Annotated in this window: 18 protein-coding genes; 15 read left to right on the top strand and 3 right to left on the bottom strand. The window is 72.8% G+C overall.

Translation table 11 applies throughout. From position 1 onward, the window contains the following. Nucleotides 1-69 precede the first annotated feature (69 nt). The gene (locus tag ABZ795_RS11475) at nt 70-675 is read left to right on the top strand and encodes a hypothetical protein (RefSeq protein ID WP_357530245.1); all 606 of its coding nucleotides are present in this window, start codon (nt 70-72) and stop codon (nt 673-675) included. A gap of 42 nt (nt 676-717) precedes the next feature. Here ABZ795_RS11475 and ABZ795_RS11470 read toward each other — a convergent pair whose 3' ends face one another. Then, on the bottom strand, nt 718-5,349 hold the full coding sequence (locus ABZ795_RS11470; protein WP_357530244.1) for an ATP-dependent helicase: 4,632 nt from the start codon (nt 5,347-5,349) through the stop codon (nt 718-720). A gap of 124 nt (nt 5,350-5,473) precedes the next feature. Between ABZ795_RS11470 and ABZ795_RS11465 the strand changes: the two genes are divergently transcribed. From ABZ795_RS11465 to ABZ795_RS11420, 10 genes are all read left to right on the top strand, one after another. Next, nucleotides 5,474-5,845 (top strand): hypothetical protein, encoded by a 372-nt coding sequence (locus tag ABZ795_RS11465; protein ID WP_357530243.1) that lies wholly within the window; start codon nt 5,474-5,476, stop codon nt 5,843-5,845. A 165-nt stretch (nt 5,846-6,010) separates the two neighbouring features. Continuing rightward, complete coding sequence (locus tag ABZ795_RS11460) at nt 6,011-8,848, top strand: Na+/H+ antiporter subunit A (RefSeq protein WP_357530242.1); 2,838 nt, start codon at nt 6,011-6,013, stop codon at nt 8,846-8,848. Beyond that, nucleotides 8,845-9,312 (top strand): Na(+)/H(+) antiporter subunit C, encoded by a 468-nt coding sequence (locus ABZ795_RS11455; protein WP_327022155.1) that lies wholly within the window; start codon nt 8,845-8,847, stop codon nt 9,310-9,312. The genes ABZ795_RS11460 and ABZ795_RS11455 overlap by 4 nt, the downstream gene beginning before the upstream one ends. A 34-nt stretch (nt 9,313-9,346) precedes the next feature. After that, complete coding sequence (locus tag ABZ795_RS11450; RefSeq protein WP_357530241.1) at nt 9,347-10,849, top strand: Na+/H+ antiporter subunit D; 1,503 nt, start codon at nt 9,347-9,349, stop codon at nt 10,847-10,849. Then, the gene (locus tag ABZ795_RS11445; RefSeq protein ID WP_357530240.1) at nt 10,846-11,436 is read left to right on the top strand and encodes a Na+/H+ antiporter subunit E; all 591 of its coding nucleotides are present in this window, start codon (nt 10,846-10,848) and stop codon (nt 11,434-11,436) included. The genes ABZ795_RS11450 and ABZ795_RS11445 overlap by 4 nt, the downstream gene beginning before the upstream one ends. Continuing rightward, nucleotides 11,433-11,696, top strand: a complete 264-nt coding sequence (locus ABZ795_RS11440; protein WP_327022152.1) for a monovalent cation/H+ antiporter complex subunit F — start codon at nt 11,433-11,435, stop codon at nt 11,694-11,696. Before ABZ795_RS11445 ends, ABZ795_RS11440 begins: the two co-directional genes overlap by 4 nt. Before the next feature lie 77 nt (nt 11,697-11,773). Continuing rightward, a complete protein-coding gene (gene mnhG, locus ABZ795_RS11435) occupies nt 11,774-12,103 on the top strand; it encodes a monovalent cation/H(+) antiporter subunit G (RefSeq protein WP_327027213.1) in 330 nt (109 codons plus the stop codon). 238 nt (nt 12,104-12,341) lie between these two features. After that, nucleotides 12,342-13,694 (top strand): hemolysin family protein, encoded by a 1,353-nt coding sequence (locus tag ABZ795_RS11430; RefSeq protein ID WP_357530239.1) that lies wholly within the window; start codon nt 12,342-12,344, stop codon nt 13,692-13,694. Next, nucleotides 13,691-14,758, top strand: coding sequence for a hemolysin family protein (locus ABZ795_RS11425; protein ID WP_357530238.1), 1,068 nt, complete (start codon nt 13,691-13,693; stop codon nt 14,756-14,758). The genes ABZ795_RS11430 and ABZ795_RS11425 overlap by 4 nt, the downstream gene beginning before the upstream one ends. A gap of 11 nt (nt 14,759-14,769) precedes the next feature. Continuing rightward, the gene (locus ABZ795_RS11420) at nt 14,770-15,678 is read left to right on the top strand and encodes a sporulation protein (RefSeq protein WP_327022149.1); all 909 of its coding nucleotides are present in this window, start codon (nt 14,770-14,772) and stop codon (nt 15,676-15,678) included. A gap of 27 nt (nt 15,679-15,705) precedes the next feature. Here ABZ795_RS11420 and leuE read toward each other — a convergent pair whose 3' ends face one another. Continuing rightward, complete coding sequence (leuE, locus tag ABZ795_RS11415; RefSeq protein ID WP_327022148.1) at nt 15,706-16,368, bottom strand: leucine efflux protein LeuE; 663 nt, start codon at nt 16,366-16,368, stop codon at nt 15,706-15,708. Further along, nucleotides 16,368-17,609 (bottom strand): bifunctional pyridoxamine 5'-phosphate oxidase family protein/GNAT family N-acetyltransferase, encoded by a 1,242-nt coding sequence (locus tag ABZ795_RS11410; RefSeq protein WP_357530237.1) that lies wholly within the window; start codon nt 17,607-17,609, stop codon nt 16,368-16,370. Before ABZ795_RS11410 ends, leuE begins: the two co-directional genes overlap by 1 nt. A gap of 34 nt (nt 17,610-17,643) precedes the next feature. Here ABZ795_RS11410 and ABZ795_RS11405 point away from each other — a divergent pair, with 34 nt between their 5' ends. The 4 genes from ABZ795_RS11405 to ABZ795_RS11390 all read left to right on the top strand — a co-directional run bounded on the left by ABZ795_RS11405 (nt 17,644) and on the right by ABZ795_RS11390 (nt 21,655). Then, nucleotides 17,644-18,984 carry an aminotransferase class I/II-fold pyridoxal phosphate-dependent enzyme gene (locus tag ABZ795_RS11405; RefSeq protein ID WP_357530236.1) on the top strand — a complete coding sequence of 447 codons (1,341 nt, stop codon included), beginning with the start codon at nt 17,644-17,646 and terminating at the stop codon, nt 18,982-18,984. A gap of 243 nt (nt 18,985-19,227) precedes the next feature. Continuing rightward, a complete protein-coding gene (locus ABZ795_RS11400; RefSeq protein WP_357530235.1) occupies nt 19,228-19,920 on the top strand; it encodes a UdgX family uracil-DNA binding protein in 693 nt (230 codons plus the stop codon). A 164-nt stretch (nt 19,921-20,084) separates the two neighbouring features. Further along, on the top strand, nt 20,085-21,464 hold the full coding sequence (locus ABZ795_RS11395) for an MFS transporter (RefSeq protein ID WP_357530234.1): 1,380 nt from the start codon (nt 20,085-20,087) through the stop codon (nt 21,462-21,464). Continuing rightward, complete coding sequence (locus ABZ795_RS11390; RefSeq protein ID WP_327022143.1) at nt 21,455-21,655, top strand: DUF3046 domain-containing protein; 201 nt, start codon at nt 21,455-21,457, stop codon at nt 21,653-21,655. The genes ABZ795_RS11395 and ABZ795_RS11390 overlap by 10 nt, the downstream gene beginning before the upstream one ends. The last annotated feature ends 63 nt before the right edge of the window (nt 21,656-21,718 follow it).

The following is a 21,718-nucleotide window of genomic DNA, read 5'->3' as shown; positions in this document are numbered from 1 at the left end:
GATAGGTGACAGGTGCACTGACCGACCGGCCACTGCACGGTCTCCGCCGAGTTGGGCAGACTGCCAGGAGTGACCCAACGGATGATCCTCCCCGCCGTCGTCCTGCTCACGGCCACTGTCGCGCTGACCGGCTGCGGCGGTGACCCGGATCGGCCGTCCACGGCCGCCCCGGCGCCGTCCACCTCCCTACCGGCGGCCACCCCGGCCGTGCCGACGTCCTCCTCGGCCGCCGCCCCGGAGCCCGCCACCACAGCGAGCGCCGCCGTCCCACCGGCCCCGCCCGCGCCGCCGGAGGCCAAGCCCGGGCCGGACAGCACCTCCCCCCGGCTGCCGCTGAGCCCACCGCCGGTGGAGCTGCCGCCCCGCCAGCCGGGGGCACCCAGCGCCCGGGAGGTCGTAGCGGCCTTCCGCAAGGCCGGCCTGAAGGTCGCCAACTCGCGCAACCGCTCGGTCGAGTGCGGGCCGGACGGTCTGGGACTGGGCTGCTCCGAGCTGATCGTCACGGACAACATCGGGGTGTACGTCTTCCCCGACGAGGGCAGCGCCATCGACATGGCCGAGCTGTGGAGCGGGGCCTCCCACCGCCGGGGCACCATCGTGCTCAACTACCTGGAGGGGCCGACCCCGAAGGCCGACCGACCCCGCTACGAGAAGGTCCTAGCCGACCTGCACTGAGCGAGCGGTGCGGTCGGGCACCGTGCGGGGTGGTCGGCAGGATCAGGCGCGCAGGCGCAGACCGCGGGGGGTGGCCCGGAAACCGGCGGCGGTGAGGGCGTCGCTCAGCGCGGAGGAGCGCACCGACTGGCCGTCGGCCCGCTCCACCGAGATCGTCCCCAACGCGCCGGAGGCCACCGCACCGGCCAGGGCCTTACCGGCGGCGGCGAGGGCCTCCGGGTCGTCGGCGTAGGAGAGCAGGGTCCGCCCGCCCCGCTCCACGTAGAGCACCAGGTCACCGGCGACCAGCACGACCAGGGCGCCGGCCTTGCGCCCGGCCCGGTGGCCGGTGCCCGGTGTGGCCGCGTCGCCGGAGTCGACCACCCGCTCCGGCCAGGGCAACGCCGCGCCGTACGGGTTGGCCGGATCGGTGGCGGCCAGCACCAGGGCCGGGCCACCGGGAGTCTTCGGGGCGTCCAGCGGCTCGGCCAGGGCGCGGATCCGGTCCACCGCCCCGGGCACGGCGAACTGTGCCGCGCCCAGCCCGTCGACGAAGTAGCCACGTCGGGCGGCGCCGCGTTCCTCCATGGCGGCCAGCACCGGATAGACCGCCGCGAAGCCGCCGGCCACCTGCTCGGCCACGACCGCCCCCCGGGTCAGCACACCGTGTCGTTCCAGCAGCACGTCGGCCAGGGCCGCGGCCCGTCGGGTCGGATCGGTGTCCCGTTCGGGCAACCGGGACCAGCGGCCGGCCACCGTCGGCGGGCCGCCCCGGCTGGGCAGGGCCACCCGCCCCGGACGCCGGTAGCGACTGCGGGCCGCGGTAGGTCGGGCCCGGTGCGCGCCGCCCCCACCGAGGGCCGCCCGCAGGGGGGCCAGGGTGTCGTTGGTCAGGTGCCCGGCCCAGACCAGATCCCAGAGGACTCCGGTCAGCTCGGCGTCGTCGGTGGCACCGACCCGGTCGGCCAGCGCCCGGAAGAACAACGCCTGCCCCTCGCCGAGGGCGTCCAGCACGGCCTCGTGCAAGGGGGTACGGGCCAGAGTCTCGTCCGGCATCGGGAGCAGCAGCGGTGCCAGGTCGGCGTAGGCCAGGCTGACCCAGCCGTCCCCGCCGGAGATCGCCCCGGCACCGGCCCACAGCACCTCGCCGCTGGCGCAGAGTTCGTCGAGCAGGGCGGGGGAGTAGTCGGCCACCCGGGCCGGGAGCATCAACCGTTCCAGTGCCGAGGCGGGCACGGACATCCCCTGCAACTGCTCCACGACGGCGGCCACCGCCTCCACCCCCCGGGCCGAGGAGTCGACCTGCTGCCACCGGGGCAGGAAGGTGGCCAGCGCCCGGGGCGGCACCGGCTCGATCTCCCGGCGCAGCGCGGCCAGGGATCGGCGGCGCAGCAGCCGCAGCACCTCGGCGTCACACCACTGGGTGCCGACGGACTCCGGGGTGAACTCGCCGGAGACCACCCGCCCGGTGGCGGCCAGGCGGCGCAGCGCCTGCTCCACCACGAAGACCCCCAACCCGAACCGGGCCGCGCAGCTGGCCGCCGCGAACGGGCCGTGGGTCCGGGCGTACCGGGCCACCAGGTCGCCCAGCGGGTCGGCCACCGGTTCGAGGTACGCCTGGGCCACCCCCACCGGCAGGGCCACCCCCAGGGCGTCGCGCAGCCGACCGGCGTCCTCCACGACCACCCAGCGGTCCTGCCCGGCGATGCGTACCGGCAGCACCCGGCGGCTGGCCGTCAGCTCGGTCAGCCAGTCCAGCGGCACCCCACGCTCGGCCAGTTCCCCGGTGCTCAGGTCGCCGAGCTGGCGCAGCAACTCGACCACGTCCTCCGCGTCGCGGGGCCGGCGCTGGGGAGTCAACCAGCGCAGTTGCCGCTCGGACTCGGCCAGCACCACCGGGTCCAGCAACTCGCGCAGGTCCACCCGGCCCAGCAGCTCACCCAGCAGGGCGGAGTCCAGGGCCAGGGCGGCGGCCCGCCGCTCGGCCAGCGGGGCATCGCCCTCGTAGAGGAAGGCGCCGACGTACCCGAAGAGCAGGGAGCGGGCGAACGGTGAGGGCCGGGGGGTCTCCACCTCGACCAGCCGGACCCGGCGGCCGGCCAGGTCGCGCATCACCTCAACCAGGGCGGGTACGTCGAACACGTCCTGCAGGCACTCCCGGGCCGCCTCCAGGGTGACCGGGAAATCGGCGTACTCGCGGGCCACGTCGAGCAGTTGGGCGGCGCGTTGCCGCTGCTGCCACAGCGGCTGCCGGCGGCGGGGGTCACGGCGGGGCAGCAACAGCGAGCGGGCGGCGCACTCCCGGAACCGGGCGGCGAACAGTGCAGAGGAGCCGACGGACTCCTCCACCAGCTGGGCGATCTCCTCGGGATCGAAGGCCACCACGTCGGCGCCGGGCGGGCTGTCGGCGGTGTCCGGCAGCCGTACGACGATCCCGTCGTCGGAGGGCAGGACCTGGGCGTCCATCCCGTAGCGTTCGGCGAGTCGACGGGCGAGGGCCAGGGCCCAGGGCGCGTTGACCCGGGCCCCGAGCACACTGTGCACGGCCAGTCGCCAGTCGCCCAGCTCGTCGCGGAACCGCTCGACCACGACCGTCCGGTCATCCGGCAGGGAGCGGGTGGCGGCCTGCTGTTCGCGCAGGTAGGCCAGTAGGTTCCCGGCAGCCCAGTCGTCCAGCCCGGCGGCCCGCAGCGCGGCGGTGGCCTCCTCGTCGCCCTTGCGCAGCAGGGTCCGGATCCGCGCCCCGATCGCCCGGCCCAGTTCCACCGGGCGGCCCGGCTGGTCGCCCTTCCAGAACGGCATCTTGGCGGCCTGCCCGGGGGCGGGGGAGACCAGCACCCGATCCGGGGTGATCTCCTCGATCCGCCAGGAGGAGGAGCCGAGCAGGAAGACGTCGCCCACCCGGGACTCGTAGACCATCTCCTCGTCCAGTTCGCCGACCCGGGCGGCGCGTTCCGCCCCGGCCAGGAAGACGCCGAACAGTCCCCGGTCCGGAATGGTGCCGCCGCTGGTCACCGCCAGCCGCTGGGCCCCCGGGCGGCCGGTCAGCACATCGGTGGCGCGATCCCAGACCAGCCGGGGACGCAACTCCGCGAAGGCGGTAGAGGGATAGCGCCCGGAGAGCATGTCCAGTACGGCGTGCAGGGCCGAGTCGGGCAACTCGGCGAAGGGCGCCGCCCGGCGGACCACGGTGGCCAGGTCCTCGACCCGCCACTCGTCGAGGGCGACCATCGCGACGATCTGTTGGGCGAGCACGTCCAGCGGGTTGCGGGGATGGTGCAGTTCCTCGATCCGGGCCTCGCTCATCCGCTCGGCCACCACCGCGCAGGAGAGCAGATCCCCCCGGTGCTTGGGCAGCACCACCCCCCGCGACACCGCGCCTACCTGGTGCCCGGCCCGGCCCACCCGCTGGAGACCGGCGGCCACGCTCGGCGGTGCCTCGATCTGCACCACCAGGTCGACCGAGCCCATGTCGATGCCGAGTTCCAGGCTGGAGGTGGCCACCACCGCGGGCAGTTGACCTGCCTTGAGTGACTCCTCGATGTGCCGGCGTTCCTCCCGGGAGACACTGCCGTGGTGGGCCCGGGCGATCACCGGCAGGGCCCCGGCCACCGCACCGGCCTGAGCCATGATCCGCGCCGGGGTGGCGGTGACCCCGGTGGGCCGTGCCGACGGCGACTCCTGGGGGGACTCCTCGGCGGCCAGCTCGTTGAGGCGGGCGCAGAGTCGCTCGGCGCTGCGCCGGGAGTTGGTGAACACGATCGTGGAACGGTGTGCCTGGATCAGGGCGTACACCCGTTCCTCCAGGGCGGGCCAGATCGAGGCGGTGCGCGGGCCGTCCAGCCCCTCCTCGGGGGCGGGTTGCTCGTCCAGGCGGGTCATGTCCTCCACCGGCACCTGGACGCTGACCTCGATGGTCTTGGCGGTGGTCGGGGCGACCACCTCGACCGGTCGGGAACCGCCGAGGAACCGGGCGCACTCCTCGATCGGTCGAACGGTCGCGGAGAGCCCGATCCGCTGCGCCGCCGCCGGCAACAGTTCGTCCAGCCGCTCCAGGGAGAGCGCCAGGTGGGCCCCGCGCTTGGTGCCGGCCACCGCGTGCACCTCGTCCAGGATCACCGTCTGCACCCCGCGCAGCGAGTCGCGGGCCGCGGAGGTCAACAACAGGAACAGCGATTCCGGGGTGGTGATCAGGATGTCCGGTGGGGTACGGGCGAAGGCCCGGCGCTCGTCCGCCGGGGTGTCGCCGGTACGCATCCCTACGGTGATCTCCGGCGGGGGCAGCCCGAGCCGGCTGGCGGCCTGTCGGATGCCGGCCAGGGGGGCCCGGAGATTACGTTCGACGTCCACCGCCAGGGCCTTCAGAGGGCTGACGTAGAGCACCCGGCACCGGTGCCGGGGTTCGGCCGGGGCGGGGTCGCGGGCCAGCCGGTCCAGGGACCAGAGGAAGGCGGCTAGGGTCTTGCCGGAGCCGGTCGGCGCCACCACCAGGGCGTTGCGTCCGGCGGCGACCGCGGCCCAGGCACCGGCCTGGGCTGCCGTAGGTGCCTCGAAGGCGGCGCTGAACCATTCCCGGGTGGCCGCACCGAACCGGGAGAGGGTCGCCCCACCGGTCGGGGCCGCACTTGATGGTGCCACCAGCCCATCCTGCCCCGGACCCTGGAGGTCCGCCGACCCGGACCCCTGGTGGGTCATTGGGCAGTTAAGGCTTTAGTCCCTGTCTGAGCGCTTAATCCGTTAAGTCTTACTTAACTGCTTGCTTAGGTCAGGCAACATAAAGTAACTTCACCCGCGGTGTGCTGATGGGTGAGGAGATCGGATGGCCGTCGAGCAGCGGGGCCCAGGGACCTCCGGCACCGATGTCCTGATTCGCAAGGTTGACAGTCGGGTGGTGGCCCTGCGCGCCGGGCTGCGCGGAGCCGACCTGGAGTTGGCCGAGCGGCTGGCCGACTGCCTGCGGGAGTTGGTCCTCGTCACCGCACAGGCCAGCGCGGCCGACCGGGCCCAGGTGCGGGTCGCCGTGCACTACTTCGTACTGCGCCGGGAGAGCCGGGGCCGACTGCTGTCCGTGCGCTCCCTGACCGCCACCCAGCGGCTGGTCAACAAGGTGGCCCGGCGGATCGGCCGACCGGACCTGATGGTGGACCCCCGTCCCGGGCGCGACCCGGTCCCACCGGCCCCCCGCCGCTGATCCGGCACCGACCCGAGGTCGGGGTGATGCCCTGGCCAGACCGAAGGTGAATATGGGGCTTTTTCAGCGAACTAGCCCATTAGTGCCCTGAACTGTCGTCTGATCCTTATCAGGCGCCAGGCACCCGACACGGGCGCCGCTGCCCCACCTCGACCGGGAGCGCGCGTGCTCGTACTGCTGACCCTGCACCTCGCGGCGGCCATCACGGCGCCGCTGCTGGTGCGCCGCTGGGGTCCGCGCGCCTGCTACCCCCTGGCCCTGGCCCCGGCCACCGCCTTCGGCTGGGCGCTGGTGCAGACCCCGCAGGTGGCGCACGGCGGGGCGGTCGTCGAGACGTACCGGTGGATTCCGCAGTTGGGGTTGGAGCTGGCCTTCCGGATCACCACCCTGTCCTGGCTGATGGCCCTGCTGGTCGGCGGGGTCGGGGCGATGGTGCTGATCTACAGCGCCCGCTACCTGCCACCGGAGGCCGTGGGCACCGCCCAGTACGCCGGCGTCATGGTCGGCTTCGCCGGGGCGATGCTGGGCCTGGTCTTCGCGGACGACCTGCTGCTGCTCTATGTCTGCTGGGAACTGACCACGGTCCTGTCGTACCTGCTGATCGGGCACAGCACCGAGCGGCGCTCCGCCCGCTGGGCGGCCGGTCAGGCGCTGATGGTGACCAGCCTGGGCGGCCTGGCCATGCTCGTCGGATTCATCATGCTCGGCCACCACGGCGGCACCTACCGGTGGTCCGAGCTGGCCGAGCGGCCGTTGCCCGGTGGCGCGTACCTGGTCGTCGCCGTGCTGCTGATCCTGCTGGGCGCCCTGTCCAAGTCGGCGCTGCTGCCGTTCACCTCGTGGCTGCCGGTGGCGATGGCGGCACCGACCCCGGTGAGCGCGTACCTGCACGCGGCGGCCATGGTGAAGGCGGGCATCTACCTGCTCGGTCTGCTCGCCCCGGTGCTGGCCGGGGTGGGGCCCTGGCGCCCGGTGGTGCTGATCTGCGGCCTGGCCACCATGGTGGTCGGCGGCTGGGCGGCGCTGCGCCAGAACGACCTGAAACTGCTGCTGGCGTACGGCACGGTGAGCCAACTCGGCCTGCTCGCGGTGGCCGTCGGGGTGGGCACCGCGGACGCCGCCCTGGCCGGTCTGGCGATGCTGGCCGCGCACGCGTTGTTCAAGGCGACCCTGTTCCTCGTGGTCGGGGTGATCGACCACGGCGCGGGCACCCGGGACCTGCGGCGCCTGTCCGGGCTGGGAAGGTCCGCACCGGTGCTGGCCGGGGTGGCCCTGCTCGCGGCCGCCTCGATGGCCGGGGTGCCACCCCTGCTCGGCTACGTGGCCAAGGAGGCGATCTTCGCCGCCTTCACCGACCGCCCGGTGGTGCTGACCGTGCTGGTCCTCGGCACGGTCCTCACGGTCGCCTACAGCCTGCGCTTCCTCTGGGGGGCCTTCGGCACCCGCCCGCAGACCCCGCCGACCACCCTGGGGCCGATCCCCTCGGCGATGCTGCTGCCCCCGGCCGCCCTGGCCCTGGCCGGGCTGGTCGCCGGCACGGCTGCCGGTCCGGTCGACCACCTGCTGCGGCCGTACGCGGAAATCCTGGGGCCTCTGCACGGGCACCTGGCCCTGTGGCCGGGCCTCAACCTGGCCCTCGGGCTCTCCGCGCTGGCCCTGGCCGGCGGGGCGGTGCTGTTCCTCGCGCGCCGTCCGCTGGCCCCCGTGCTGGCCTGGCTCCGCGCCCCGGTCGGCGGCCGACAGGGGTACGAGTGGGTCACCCACCGCTTCGACCGGATCGCCGTCGACGTCACCAGCGTCACCCAGCGGGGTTCCCTGCCCCAGTACCTGGGCCTGATCCTGCTGGTGTTGGCCGCCGTCCCCGGTGGTGTGCTGCTGACGATCCGGCCCTGGCAGCAGCCGATCGCGCCGTGGGTTACCCCGGTCCAGCCGGTGGTCCTGCTGGTGATCAGTGTGGCCGCACTGCTGGCCGTGGGGGCCCGTCGCCGGATGACCGCGATGCTGCTGGTCGGGGTGACCGGCTACGGCACCGCGATGCTCTTCGTCCTCCACGGGGCACCCGACCTGGCACTGACCCAGTTCCTGGTGGAGACCGTGACCATCGCGGTCTTCGTGCTGGTGTTGCGCCGCCTGCCGCGCCGGTTCTCCGTCCGGCCACTGTGGAGCAGTCGGTGGCTGCGACGGACGGTCGGGGTGATCGTGGGGGTGACCGTCGCCGGACTGGCCGTCGCCGCCGCCACCGCCCGCCAGGCCCGCAGCATCTCTGAGGACTTCGCCCAACTCGCCGTCGAGCAGGGACACGGTCGCAACGTGGTGAACGTGACCCTGGTCGACATCCGGGCCTGGGACACCCTGGGTGAGCTGTCCGTGCTGGTGGTCGCCGCGACCGGGGTGGCCAGTCTGGTCTTCGAACGCTCCCGCACCGGTCCCCGCCCCCGTCGGCTGGACCTCGACCGGCGGGAGGCGGTCGCCGGGCGGCCGGTCTGGCTGCGCGGGGGTGTCACCCTGCGGGAACGCAACCGCTCCCTGGTGCTGGAGGTGATCACCAGGCTGATCTTCCACACCGCGGTGCTGTTCTCGTTCTATCTGCTGTTCTCCGGCCACAACGCGCCCGGTGGCGGCTTCGCCGGCGGGTTGGTCGCCAGCCTGGCCCTGACCATGCGGTATCTGGCCGGTGGGCGGTACGAACTGGGCGAGGCCGCCCCGGTCAGCGCCGGCACCGTGCTCGGGGCCGGACTGGCCGTGGCGGTCGGCTCCGCGATGGTCACCCTGCTGGACGGGGGAGCCGCGCTGAGCAGCGCCAAGGTCGACTTCTGGCTGCCGCTGGTCGGCGACTTCTACCTGGTCACCTCGCTCTTCTTCGACATCGGGGTCTACCTGGTGGTGATCGGGTTGGCGTTGGACGTGCTGCGCAGTCTCGGCGCCGAGGTCGACCGCAACATCGAGGCGTCCGGCGGGTTTACCGGTGGGCTGGCCGTCCAACGTCGGGGAGGGCCCAGGTGACCGGTACCGGCGCCAACCTGGTGTCCTTCATCGCGATCGGGATCCTCGTGGGTTGCGGGGTGACCCTGCTGCTGGAACGCAGCCTGAGTCGCATCCTGCTCGGGGTCATCATGATCAGCAACGGGATCAACCTGCTCATCATCTTCGGTGGCCGCCCCGGCGGGGCCCCGGTGGTCGGGGTCACCGACCCGGCCGCGATGAGCGACCCCCTGCCGCAGGCCATGGTGCTGACCGCCATCGTGATCACCTTCGGGTTCACCGCCTTCCTGCTGGCCGTCAGCTACCGCAGCTGGTACCTGGACGGCGACGACGAGGTGCCCGACGACATCGAGGACCAGCGGATCAAGCACCGCGCCGCCCGCAAGGAGGTCTCGACCGTCGACCTCAGCGAGGAACCGCCGGAGGCCGACCCCGAACAACTCGACGCGCCGGCACCCCGGCGACGCCGGAAGGGGCCCGGATGAACCGACCCCTGCCGGGCGAGAGCGAGGGCCGGCGATGAACACCCTCGTACCGCTGCCGGTGCTGCTGCCGTTGCTGGGGGCGGCCCTGACCCTGCTGCTGGCGAACCGGCCGGTGCCGCAGCGCCTGGTCAGCGTCAGCTGCCTGGGCGCCACCCTGCTGGTGGCGGTACTGCTGCTGGTGCGGTCCTACCGGCACGGACCACTGGTCGTCGAGATCGGTGCCTGGCCCGCACCGGTCGGCATCGTGCTGGTGGCCGACCAACTGGCCGCGCTGATGCTCGTCGTCTCCTCCGCGGTGACCCTGTGCGTCCTGCTCTACTCCATCGGCCAGGGACAGGGGGAGACCGGCGAGAGCGCCCCGCTGGCCATCTTCCACCCCACCTATCTGGTGCTGACCGCAGGCGTCACCAACGCCTTCCTCGCCGGTGACCTGTTCAACCTGTACGTCGGCTTCGAGATGCTGCTCGCCGCGAGCTTCGTCCTGATCACCCTGAACGGCACCCGGCTGCGCATCCGTACCGGCTCCACCTACGTGGTGGTCAACGTCCTGGCCTCGATGATCTTCCTGATCTCGGTGGGTCTGGTGTACGCGGCGACCGGCACCCTCAACCTGGCCCAGCTTGCCGCCCGACTGGACGCCCTGCCCGGCGGGGTCCGACTGAGCCTGCAACTGATGCTGCTGCTGGCCTTCGGCATCAAGGCGGCGGTCTTCCCCCTGTCGGCCTGGTTGCCCGACAGCTACCCCACCGCCCCGGCCCCGGTCACCGCCGTCTTCGCCGGACTGCTCACCAAGGTCGGGGTGTACGCGATCATCCGGACCCAGACCCTGCTCTTCCCCGGCGACCAGGCGGGCACCCTGCTGCTGGTGGTGGCCGGGCTGACCATGCTGGTCGGCATCCTCGGCGCGGTGGCCCAGTCGGACATGAAACGACTCTTCTCCTTCACCCTGGTCAGCCACATCGGCTACATGATCTTCGGGGTCGGGCTCAGCACGGTCGCCGGACTCGTCGGGGCGATCTTCTACGTGGTGCACCACATCACCATCCAGACCACCCTCTTCCTGGTCGCCGGCCTGGTCGAACAACGCACCGGCAGTACCGATCTGCGTCGGCTCGGGGGAGTGGCCCGGGTGGCGCCCCTGCTCGGGCTGCTCTTCTTCGTCTCGGCCATGAACCTCGCCGGCATCCCGCCCTTCTCCGGCTTCCTCGGCAAACTCGGGCTGCTCCAGGCCGGGGTGGCCGTCGGCGGGGCGCTGCCCTGGACCCTGGTCGCGGTCGGCACGGTGACCAGCCTGCTGACCCTCTACGTGGCCAGCCGGGTGTGGAGCCTGGCCTTCTGGCGGGCCCCCTGCGAGACCGTCCACCCGAGCGGCCCGCTACCCGGTCTGACGGTCGGTGCCACGGCCGCCCTGGTGGTCCTGGGAGTGGCCCTGACCGTGGTCGCGGGACCCCTGTTCGAGGTGACCCGGGGGGCGGCGGTCGACCTGCGGGAACGGACCCCGTACATCCAGGCCGTCCTGCCGGGTGGGCCGCCGTGACCGGGCCGGGGGCGGCGAGGCCGCAGGGGGCACCGGCCGGGCGGGGGCGCCGACGGGACCGACTGATCGCGGTGGGCTGGCTGGTGCTGGCCTGGAACCTGTTCTGGGGCGACTTCAGCTGGGGGAACCTGCTGGGCGGCCTGCTGGTGGCCGCCGCGGTGCTGCTGTTCTTCCCGTTGCCGCCGGTGACCTTCGGTGGCCGGCTGCGGCTGCCCGGCCTGCTGGTGTTCGGGGTGCGGTTCGTCGCCGAACTGGTCCGGGCCAGCCTGCATGTGGCCCGGATCGCGGTGCAGCCCGGCTACGTGCCCCGGTCGGCCGTCGTGGCGGTCCGGCTGCGGGTACCCACCGACCTCAACCTGGCGCTCACCGCCGAGGTGCTTTCTCTCGTACCGGGCACCTTGATCGTGGAGACGGATCGGGAGGCCGCCGTTCTCTACGTGCACGTGCTCGACGTGCACGGCCCGGCGGACCTCGTCGCCGCCCGCAAGCAGATCCGCATCGTGGAGCGGCGGATCGTCGCGGCGGTCGGTTCGGACGCCGAACTGCGTCAGGTGCGCTCCGTTCCCGTAGACAAGGAGTCCTGGTGAACTTCGTCCTGGTCCTGGTGATCGCCGGTCTGCTGTCAGTGACCGCCCTGCTGGCCCTGGTGCGGCTCTACCGGGGGCCCTCACTGCTGGACCGGGTGGTCGCCGCCGACATGCTGCTGGCCACGATGGTCAGCGCGGTGGGCGCGGAGGCGGCGCTCAACCGACATGCCAGCACCCTGCCCGTACTGGTGGTGCTGGGGCTGCTCGGCTTCGTCGGCTCGGTCTCCCTGGCCCGCTTCGCCGTCCGGGACCAGCCGTGACACCGCCACTTGCCGGTCCAACCGAAGCGGTGTCCGGCCCGGTCGGGGCGGTGCTGGCCCTCGACTGGAGCCCCACCCTGGCGGAAGTGGCCGACTGGCTGGGTGCCGCCAGCCTGGTCGCCGGGGCCCTGCTGAGCCTGGCCGCCGCCATCGGGGTGCTGCGGTTTCCCGACACCCTCAGCCGGATGCACGCCGCCACCAAGCCGCAGGTGCTGGGGGTGCTGTTGCTGCTGCTCGGGGTGGCGCTGCGGTTGCGTACCCCCGCTGATCTCGGCATGGTCGCCCTGGTCGGAGTCTTCCAACTGGCCACCGCCCCGGTCGCCGCCCAGATGGTGGGTCGGGCCGCCTACCGCACCGGCCGGCTGAATCGGGACCTGCTCGACGCCGACGAACTGGCCGACCGGTGAGGTGACCGGAGGGGCTGCTGAGCAAGCTGACACCTGCGGTGACGACGCCTGCGGAGGTGGCGACGATGGAGCGCGCCACACCGCCGCGAGGCACGCGGTGCAGCCTCAGCTACCGGTCGGATTCGGCCGGTAGAATGGCTCGCATGATCGACTCTTCTGCCCAGGAGGGCAGCAGTAGCCAGCCGGGTAAGCCCCGGCATTCCCCTGACCCGACGACCCCGGGAGCCCTGAGCGTCCCGTGTTGATCCTCGTTGGGCTTCTTCTGATCATCGTTCTGACCGTCGCGACGGGTTACTTCGTCGCGCAGGAATTCGGCTATGTCGCCGTGGACCGGGGCAAGCTCAAGCAACGCGCCGCCGAGGGGGACCAGGCTTCCGCCCGGGCCCTGGAGGTGACCGCGCGGCTGTCGTTCATGCTCTCCGGTGCCCAGCTCGGCATCACCGTCACCGCCCTGCTGGTCGGTTACGTCGCCGAACCGTTCCTCGGTGCCGGCCTGGCCGAGCTGCTCGGGCTGGCCGGGGTCTCCAGCAGCGTGACCCTGCCGCTCTCCGTCGTACTGGCCCTGGTCATCGCGACCGTGGTGCAGATGGTGGTGGGCGAGTTGGCCCCGAAGAACCTGGCCATCGCCGAGCCCGAGCCGGTCGCCCGGGCCCTGGCCCGGTCGACCCTGGTCTACATGACCCTCGCCGGCCCACTGATCAAACTGTTCGACCGGGCCGCGGTGCGGCTGCTGCGGCGCCTCGGTATCGAGCCGATCGAGGAACTGCCCAGCGGCGCCACCCCGGAGGACCTGGAACAGATCATCGCCGAGTCCCGCCTGGAGGGCCACCTGGACGCCGAGACCTCCGCACTGCTCGACCGAGGGCTCGACTTCCGTGAGCTGACCGCGGGCGAGGTCATGGTGCCCCGGGTCGACGTGCACACCGTACGCGCCGACGAGACCATCAGCCGGGTGGTCGAACTGCTCGACACCGGCCGCTCCCGGTTCCCGGTACGGGGTGCCGAGGGGGTGGACGACCTGGTCGGAGTGGTCGGCATCTCCGACGTGCTCCGGGTCCCTCCGGCGCAGCGGGCCACCACCCCGATCAGCGCGGTCGCCGGAGCACCGTTGCTGGTGCCGGAGACCCTGCCCCTGCCGATCGTCCTGGACCGGCTGCGCTCCGGACACCGGCAGTTGGCCTGCGTGGTCGACGAGTACGGCGGCTTCGCCGGGGTGATCACCCTGGAGGACATCGCCGAGGAACTGGTCGGCCCGATCCGCGACGAGGACGACCCGCCGGAGCGGGCTCCGGCCCGACAGGACGACGGTTCCTGGGTGGTACCGGCGCGCTGGCGCATCGACGAGGTAGCCGACAGCACCGGCATCGCGCTGCCCGAACACCCCGAGTACGACACCCTCTCCGGGCTGGTCATGCGGGAGCTGGGCCGGGTGCCGGAGGTCGGCGACCGACTGGAGATCGACCTGCCGACCGAGGGTGACAACACCGAGGAGGGCCCGCGGGCCCTGGTCGAGGTGCTCGCGGTCGACCGGCACGTGGCCGACTCGGTCCGCCTGCAACTCGCCGGTGGGCGTGAGGAGGTGAGCGCGTGAGCACCGGATTCGCGCTGATCACCTCGGTGATCCTGCTGGCGCTCAACGGATTCTTCGTCGCCGCCGAGTTCGCGCTGGTGGCCAGCAAGCGCTACCGCCTGGAGCAGGCGGCAGCCGGCGGTGGTCGGGCGGCCAAGGCCGCGCTCGACGGGGTGCGCGAACTGTCGCTGATGCTGGCCGGCGCACAGCTGGGCATCACCCTGTGCACCCTGGGCCTGGGTGCCCTGGCCGAGCCGGCGATCGAACGGCTGTTGGGGCCGCTGCTGCACGCCGTCGGCCTGCCCTCGGGGGCCAGCCACGTGATCGCTCTGATCTTCGCCCTGAGCCTGGTCACCTTCCTGCATCTGGTGGTCGGCGAGATGGCGCCGAAGTCCTGGGCGATCACCCACCCGGAGCGGTCCGCCCTGCTGCTGGCCCTGCCGTTCCGGGCCTTCGCCCGGGTGGCCCGGCCGGTGCTGTCCGCGCTCAATGCGGTGGCCAACGCGATGCTGCGGCTGGTGAAGGTCAACCCGCAGGACCAGTTGGCTCAGGTGCACGGCCCGGACGAGCTGCGGATGCTGCTGGAGCAGTCCCGTGAGCACGGCCTGCTCGGTGCCGCCCAGCACGAACTGCTGACCAGCATGCTGGCGTTGCAGGGGACCACGGTGGCCCAGGTGATGGAGCCCTTCGACCGGATGGTGACGGTCCGCCACAACGACCCGGTCGACCGGATCGAGCGGGTCAGCCAGGACAGTGGCCGGTCGCGGCTGGCGGTGCTGGACTCCGCCGGTCAGGTGGTCGGCCTGGTGCACGTACGGGAGGCGGTGCGAGCCGCCGCCGTCCGGCCGGAGGCGACCGCGGCGGATCTGATGAACGAGGCGATCACCCTGCCCGACACGGCGACGGTGAACGAGGCGGTGGCCGTGATGCGGGCCCGCCAGTCGCAGTTGGCCATGGTCCGCAACGGTGCCGGTCCCACCCGGCCGGTCGGGTTCGTCGCCCTGGAGGACCTGCTGGAGGAGGTCATCGGGGAGTTCGACGACGAGACCGACCCGATCCCGCGCGCGATGCGCCGACTCAGGTAAGAGCGGCACGGATGCGGCTGACGGGGGTGTCGCCGGGCGGTACCGGCCTGACGGTGCAGACCACGTTGGCCAATCCGAGCACCCGCCCCGGCCTACGACTGCCGGGGCGGGTGAACCTGATCGCCGGTTCCGTCGACGTGCCGGTCTACCACGTCCGGCTCGGCCTGGTCAGCACGGTCGAGCCGGACGACCCGGAGGCCCCCCGCCGCCTGGTGCAGTTCCACCAGGCGCAGGTCTCCGACGCCCTGGTGCTGCGGGCGGGGCGGGCCCGCACCATCCCCTTCGAGTTCCCACTGCCCTGGGAGACCCCGCTGACCACCCTCGGCGGCGTACCCCTGCTCAGCCTGCGGATGGGGCTGCGTACCGAGGTGGCCGTCGAACCGGCGCTGGACCAGGGCGCGATGGTGCCGGTCTTCGTCCATCCCCTGCCCACCCAGCAGCATGTCCTGGCGGCCCTGGACACCCTGGGTTTCAGCGCCCGTCAGGCCGGGCTGATCGACGGTCGGCTGCCCGGGGTGACGCAGACCCTGCCCCTGCACCAGCGCTGGGGTTTCTGGGTGGGCCCCCTCTACGCCGGGCCGATCACCGAACTGGAGGTGATCTTCGTGGCCGACTCCGCCGGCCTCGAGGTGATCTTCTGGTGCGATCGCCGGCTGGCGCTGGCCGGCATCACCCACACCAGCATCAGCCGGTTCCGGGTCTGGCATGTCGGCGCGGACGAACGAGACTGGATCTCCACGGTCGACGGCTGGCTGCGCCAGACCATCAACCGACACGCCGCCGCGGCGGCCCACGCGGACTGGTCGGCGACCGTCAACGAGTCCGCCCATGTCAGCCGCCCACCCGACGAGCCGATCCCGCCCGGCTACGGCCTGGGTGGCACGGCCGGTGGCTCCGGCACCGGCGGCGACGGCACCTGAGCCTTCCCTCAGCCTTGGGCGAGCACCTCAGCCTTGGGCGAGCTTGAGGCCGAAGCCGATGAAGAGGGCCCCGACGGCCGAGGTGGCACCGGCGGACAGCCGGCGCCGCTGCCGGAACTGGGCGGCCAGGAAAGTCCCAGCGAAGATCAACGCCGTCAGGTACAGCGCGCTGGTCACCTGGGCGATCAGGCCGAGCAGCAGGAACGACAACGCCGGCCAGGGGTAGGTCGGGTCGACGAACTGGATGAAGAACGAGACGAAGAACAGGATCGCCTTCGGGTTCAGCAGGCTGATCACCAGCGCCTTGCGGAAGGGGCTGCGCATCTCCGCCGGCTGGGCGGCGTCGATCAGGCGCGGGGTGGCGGGATCGTTGCGGTCCCGCCAGCGCCGCCAGGCCGCGAGCAGCATGGTCAACCCGACATAGCCCAGGTACGCCGCACCCACGTACTTGATCACGAGGAAGATCGGCGGGTACGCCTTGAGCAGCGAGGCCACCCCGGCGGCGGAGAGGAACATCAGCACCCCGTCGCCGACGAACACCCCACCCGCCGCCCGGTAGCCGGCGCCCACCCCGCGTCGCGCGGCGGTGGAGAGTACGAACAGCGAATTGGGTCCGGGCAGCAGCACGATGGCCACGGTGCCCAGCACGTACGTCCAGATGTCGGTGATCCCCAGCACGCTGGACATCATCAGGCCACGGGTGCCTGCGCGCGAAGCATTTCCCGCAGCCTGACCTGTGCATTCGGCCACTCTTCGACAGTCATCGAATATTGCACGGTGTCCCGCCAGGAGCCGTCCGGACGCAGCCGGTGCTTACGCAGCACCCCCTCCCGGGTCGCGCCGAGCCGTTCGATGGCGCGCTGGGATCGCTCGTTGCGGATGTCGGTGTGCCACACCACCCGTACCGCCGCCAACTCGCCGAAGGCCCGTTCCAGCAGCAGCAGCTTGGCCTCGGTGTTGATCCCGGTACGCCACCAGGGCCGGCCGAGGATGGTGTGCCCGATGGCCACCGACCGCCGCTCGGGATCGATCTCGTAGTACGAGGTGGTGCCGACCACCGCGCCGGTCACCGCGCAGCGCTGTACCCAGGGCACCTGCTCACCCCGTAGCCCGGCGGCCAGGTAGGCCCCGATGGCAGCGCTCAACTCGTCCACGGTCGCCGGCTGAGGGGCGCCGAGATGCTGCCACACCTGCGGGTCGGCGGTGGCGGCGAACAGGCCCTCGGCGTGAGTCAGGTCCAGGGGCTCCAGCAGTACGTGCTCGCCGCCCAGCACCACGGGCTCATGCCAAGAGGTGCGGGTCGGTCGCAGATAGGGCGGCACCGGCACGGTGACCCCGAGGTCCCGCTCCGGTAGCCCGGCGGTCAACCGCAGCGGAAGCACCCCGGCCCAGTGCGGCAGCGCATGGTCGGCCGGGTCCTCGTTGACGCCACCGGCGCGGGAGCGTACGGAGACCTCCGTCAACGGCAACGCCAGCACCGCGGTCTCGGCCAGCTCCCGGCGGTTCGGCGGCCGACTCTCCGCCGCGCGGCCGGGGCCGACCTTGTCGACCAGGGCGGTCAGCACCTCGGCCTTCTCGGCGGGGTCGGTGACCAGCCGGGCGGTGCCGTGCGCGATCACCGAGCGGTAGTTGGCGCTGTGGTGGAACTGCGAGCGGGCGTAGACCAGGCCGTCCAACAGGGTGACGGCCACGCAGACCGGCAACCCCGCACCCCGGGCCGCCAGCAGGGGCCGGCTGCCGGTGGAGCCGTGCAGGTAGAGGGTGTCACCCAGGCGTACGTGCAGGGTGGGCAGCACCCGGGGCTCACCGTCCACGGTGAAGCCGAGGGCACAGTGGTACGCCTCGTCCAGCACGGCGTTGGCGGCGGCGCGGTCGTAGCTCATCCGCTCCCGGGAGCGGCTGGCGGTGGTTCGGGCAGTCGGCGCGTACATGCTCCCGCCTTTGTTCTAGTACAATACTGAATTTGTGTCAGCACGATATCAGGTGACCGGTACGACAGCCGCCGAGATCTCCGCCAGCATCGAGTCCGGCATCCGCGACGCCGCCCTGGCCCCCGGCGACCCCCTGCCCCCGGTGCGCGTCCTCGCCGCCGACCTGGCCGTCAGCCCGGCCACGGTCTCCCGCGCCTACGCCGAACTACGCCAACGTGGACTCATCGTCACCGCCGGCCGACACGGCACCCGGGTACGCCCCCGTCCGCCGGTGGCCGCCCGCCGGTCCGCCCTGCACCCACCATCCGCCGCCGGACTGCGCGACCTGTCCCGAGGCGAACCGGAGGCCGGACTGCTCCCACCGCTCGGCCCCCACCTGGCCGCGCTGGCCGACACCATCGGCCCGGCGATCAGCTACTCCGACGCCGGCACCCTGCCCGAGTTCGCCGAGGCGGCACGCGAACGGCTGGCCGCCGACGGCGTACCCGCCACCGACCTGACCCTCAGCGGCGGGGCCCTCGACGGCATCGAACGACTCCTCACCACCTGGCTGCGCCCCGGAGACGCGGTGGCCGTGGAGGATCCCGGGTGGGCCAACCAACTCGACCTCATCGCCGCCCTGGGCCTACGCCCGATCGGGGTACCGGTCGACGACGACGGCCCACTGGTCGCCGGGGTGGCCGCCGCCCTCGCCGCCGGGGCCCGGGCGCTCATTGTGACCAGTCGCGCCCAGAACCCCACCGGCGCGGCCGTCTCCGCCGACCGCGCCGCCGCCCTGCGTGACCTGCTGGCCGGCCGCGCCGACGTACTGCTGATCGAGGACGACCACGCCGCCGAACTGGCCCGGGTGCCGCTGCATCCCCTGGCCGGGGCGACCGCCCACTGGGCCTTCCTCCGCTCGGTGAGCAAACCCTTCGGCCCCGACCTGCGCCTGGCCGTGCTGGCCGGAGACGAGACCACGGTGGCCCGGGTGGCCGGCCGTACCCGGGTCGGCGCCGGCTGGGTCTCCACGGTGGCGCAGCGGCTGGTGCTCTCCCTGTGGCGCGACCCGGCGGTGACCGCCCTGATCGAACGGGCCGCCGACAGCTACGAACGCCGCCGCCGCGGACTCGTCGAGGCCCTCGCCGAACGCGGCCTGACCGCACACGGCCGCAGCGGGCTCAACGTCTGGGTGCCGGTGCCCGACGAAACCGTCGCCTCCACCGTGCTGCGCGACGCCGGCTGGCTGGCCGCCCCCGGCGCCCTCTTCCGCATCGCCAGCCCGCCCGCCCTACGCCTCACCGTCAGCCCCCTCACCGACCCCGACCTCCACCCCCTGGCCCAAACCCTCACCCAGGCCGCCCACCCCACCCCACCCCCCCACTTCACCACCTAACCCACCCCACCCCCGCCGTCCCACGCCCCGCCGCGCGCCCGCCCCGCCCCCGCGATCTTGCACCTTTGGTCGGGGCATACCTCGTATTCGTGTGCAAAAGGGAGACCAAAAGTGCATGATCGGCGCGGGTGGCGCGGGTGGCGCGGGTGGCGCGGGTGGCGCGGGTGGCGCGGGTGGCCGGGTCGGGGTGGCTTGGCGGGGTGGTGGGGGGCGGGGGTGGGTGGGGCGGGTAGAAAGGTGGGTATGGTCGATATTGCGCCCGGGGCGCAGCAGTTCATCCCGCCGCAGGCGGAGACCCTCGACGACCTGCGCGCGGCCGCTGCCGGCTGTCGGGGCTGCGAGCTGTACCGGGACGCCTCGCAGACCGTCTTCGGTCGGGGTGACGCCACCGCCCGGCTGGTCTTCGTCGGTGAGCAACCCGGCGACATGGAGGACCAGAAGGGACTGCCCTTCGTCGGCCCCGCGGGCCGGCTGCTGCGTCGCGCGGTCGATGACGCGGGGCTCGACCCCGGCCACATCTACCTCACCAACGCGGTCAAGCACTTCCGGTTTGAACTGCGTGGCAGGCGACGCATCCACCAGACCCCGGACCAGGTGCACATCACCGCCTGCCGACCCTGGTTGGTCGCCGAGTTCACCAAGCTGAGCCCGGAGGTCATCGTGGTGCTCGGCGCCACCGCTGCGAAGGCCCTGCTGGGTCCGGGTTTCCGGGTCACCCGCCAGCGTGGCGAACTGCTGCCCTGGCCGGCCGCCGCCCAGCACCCCGAGGACTTCCAACGGGTACCGGTGGACAGCGCCGGAGACACCACGGACGCGCCGTCGGCCCGCCTGCTGGCCACCATCCACCCCTCCGCCGTGCTCCGCGCGGACGACCAGGACAAGGCGTACGAAGGACTGGTCGCCGACCTGACCGTCGCCGCACGAGCCCTGACCTGACCGTGCCGCACCCGGCTCCGCCGGCTACCCGGATCACCACCAGACAGCGGAACCGGGCAGGTCGGTGACACACTTGCCGCCAGCAGGCCACGGCGGCACCACCGGGATCACGAAGGAGATCATCGGGCGCGGCCGGGAATCGTGACGGAAGCCGAGGACGAGCGTTGACCACCGATCTGACCACCACGGCATCCGCGCCGCCCGACGTCGTGCCGATCCAGCGGCGTACCCTGCGCCTGCTGTTCAGCACCCAGATCATCGGTGGCATCGGGGTGACCATCGGCATCGCCGTGGGCGGGCTGCTCGCTGCCGAGATCGCCGGCACCGCGGTCTCCGGCCTGGTGCTGAGCGCCTCCGTGGTCGGCGGTGCCCTGCTCGCCATCCCGGTCACCCGGATCATCACCCGACACGGCCGTCGCCCCGGCCTGGCCTTCGCGTACGGCGTCGGGGCCGTGGGCGGGGCCCTGGTGGTGCTCGCCGCGGCGAGCGGGTCGATCCCGCTGCTCTTCCTCGGCATGCTCATGTTCGGTGGCGGCTCTGCGGCCAATCTCCAGGCCCGCTACGCCGCGGTCGATCTCGCCGCGCCGGACCGTCGGGCCCGGCAGCTGTCCCTGATCGTCTGGGCCACCACGGTCGGCGCGGTGGCGGCACCGAACTTCGCCGCGCTAGCCGACCGGGCCGGCGGGAGTTGGGGACTGCCCCCACTGTCCGGTCCCTTCGCCTTCAGCACGGTGGCGTTCCTGCTGGCTGCCGGCGTACTGCTGCTGTGGTTGCGACCGGACCCGCTGCTCACGGCCCGCCGGTTCGCGGCGGCCCGGACCGGCCCGGACACCGCCACCGAGCCGGCCGGGACCGTGGCCGCCGAGACCGGTGCGGGGACGCCGGTCAAGTCGCCCACCGAGCCGTCGGCCGGGCGCGGCGCGGGTCTGCGGGCCGGCTGGCTGGTGGTACGCGCCCAGCCCGCCGCCCGGCTCGGCGTCGCCGCCGTGGCGGTCGGCCACCTGGTGATGGTGGCGGTGATGGCGATGGCCCCGGTGCACCTGCGGGACCACTATCCCGTCGAGGAGGTGCTCCCGGTGGTCGGCCTGGTGCTCAGCCTGCACATCGCCGGCATGTACGCGTTGGCGCCGCTGGTCGGCTGGCTGGCCGACCGGCTCGGCCGGCGCGGGGTCATCCTCGGCGGGGTCGGCATGCTGCTGGCCGCCTGCGCGGTCGCCGGCACCGCCGGGCACAGCACTTTCCGGCTCGCCGTCGGGCTGGTGCTGCTCGGGCTGGGCTGGTCGGCGACCATGGTGGCCGGCTCCACCCTGCTGTCGGAGTCGGTGCCGGACGCGGTACGCCCGCACGCCCAGGGCCTGTCCGACCTGCTGATGGGGTTGGCCGGTGCCCTGGCCGGGGCGGTCAGCGGTTTCGTCATGGAGTGGGCGGGCTATCCGGTGCTGAGCCTGCTCGCCGCGGTCGCGGTGGCACCGCTGCTGGCACTAGCGTTGCGTCCGGTGCGGCCGGGCGTACCGGAGCAGGAGGGGCGGGCACAGTGCGGCTGACGGACTTCTGGACGCGGCTGGAGGAGGCGTTCGGGCCGGGCTACGCGGCCAGCATCGCCCGCGACCAGGTGCTGTCGCAGCTGGGTGGGCGGACCATCGAGCAGGCCCTGGCCGAGGGTGAGCAGACCCACGTGGTGTGGCGTGCGGTGGTCGCCGCCTATCCCGACCGGGTGCCCGCCCGGCTACGCTGAGCAGCCGATTCGTTACTTCCGCGTGTCTGTTGCCGACTCGTACACCTGTTCGGCTATTGTCCA

The sequence above is a fragment of the Micromonospora sp. NPDC047134 genome (assembly GCF_040643455.1).
Classification (GTDB): Bacteria; Actinomycetota; Actinomycetes; order Mycobacteriales; family Micromonosporaceae; genus Micromonospora.
Note: the sequence above shows the minus strand (reverse complement) of the source record. Positions and strands in the feature narration are given on the sequence as shown.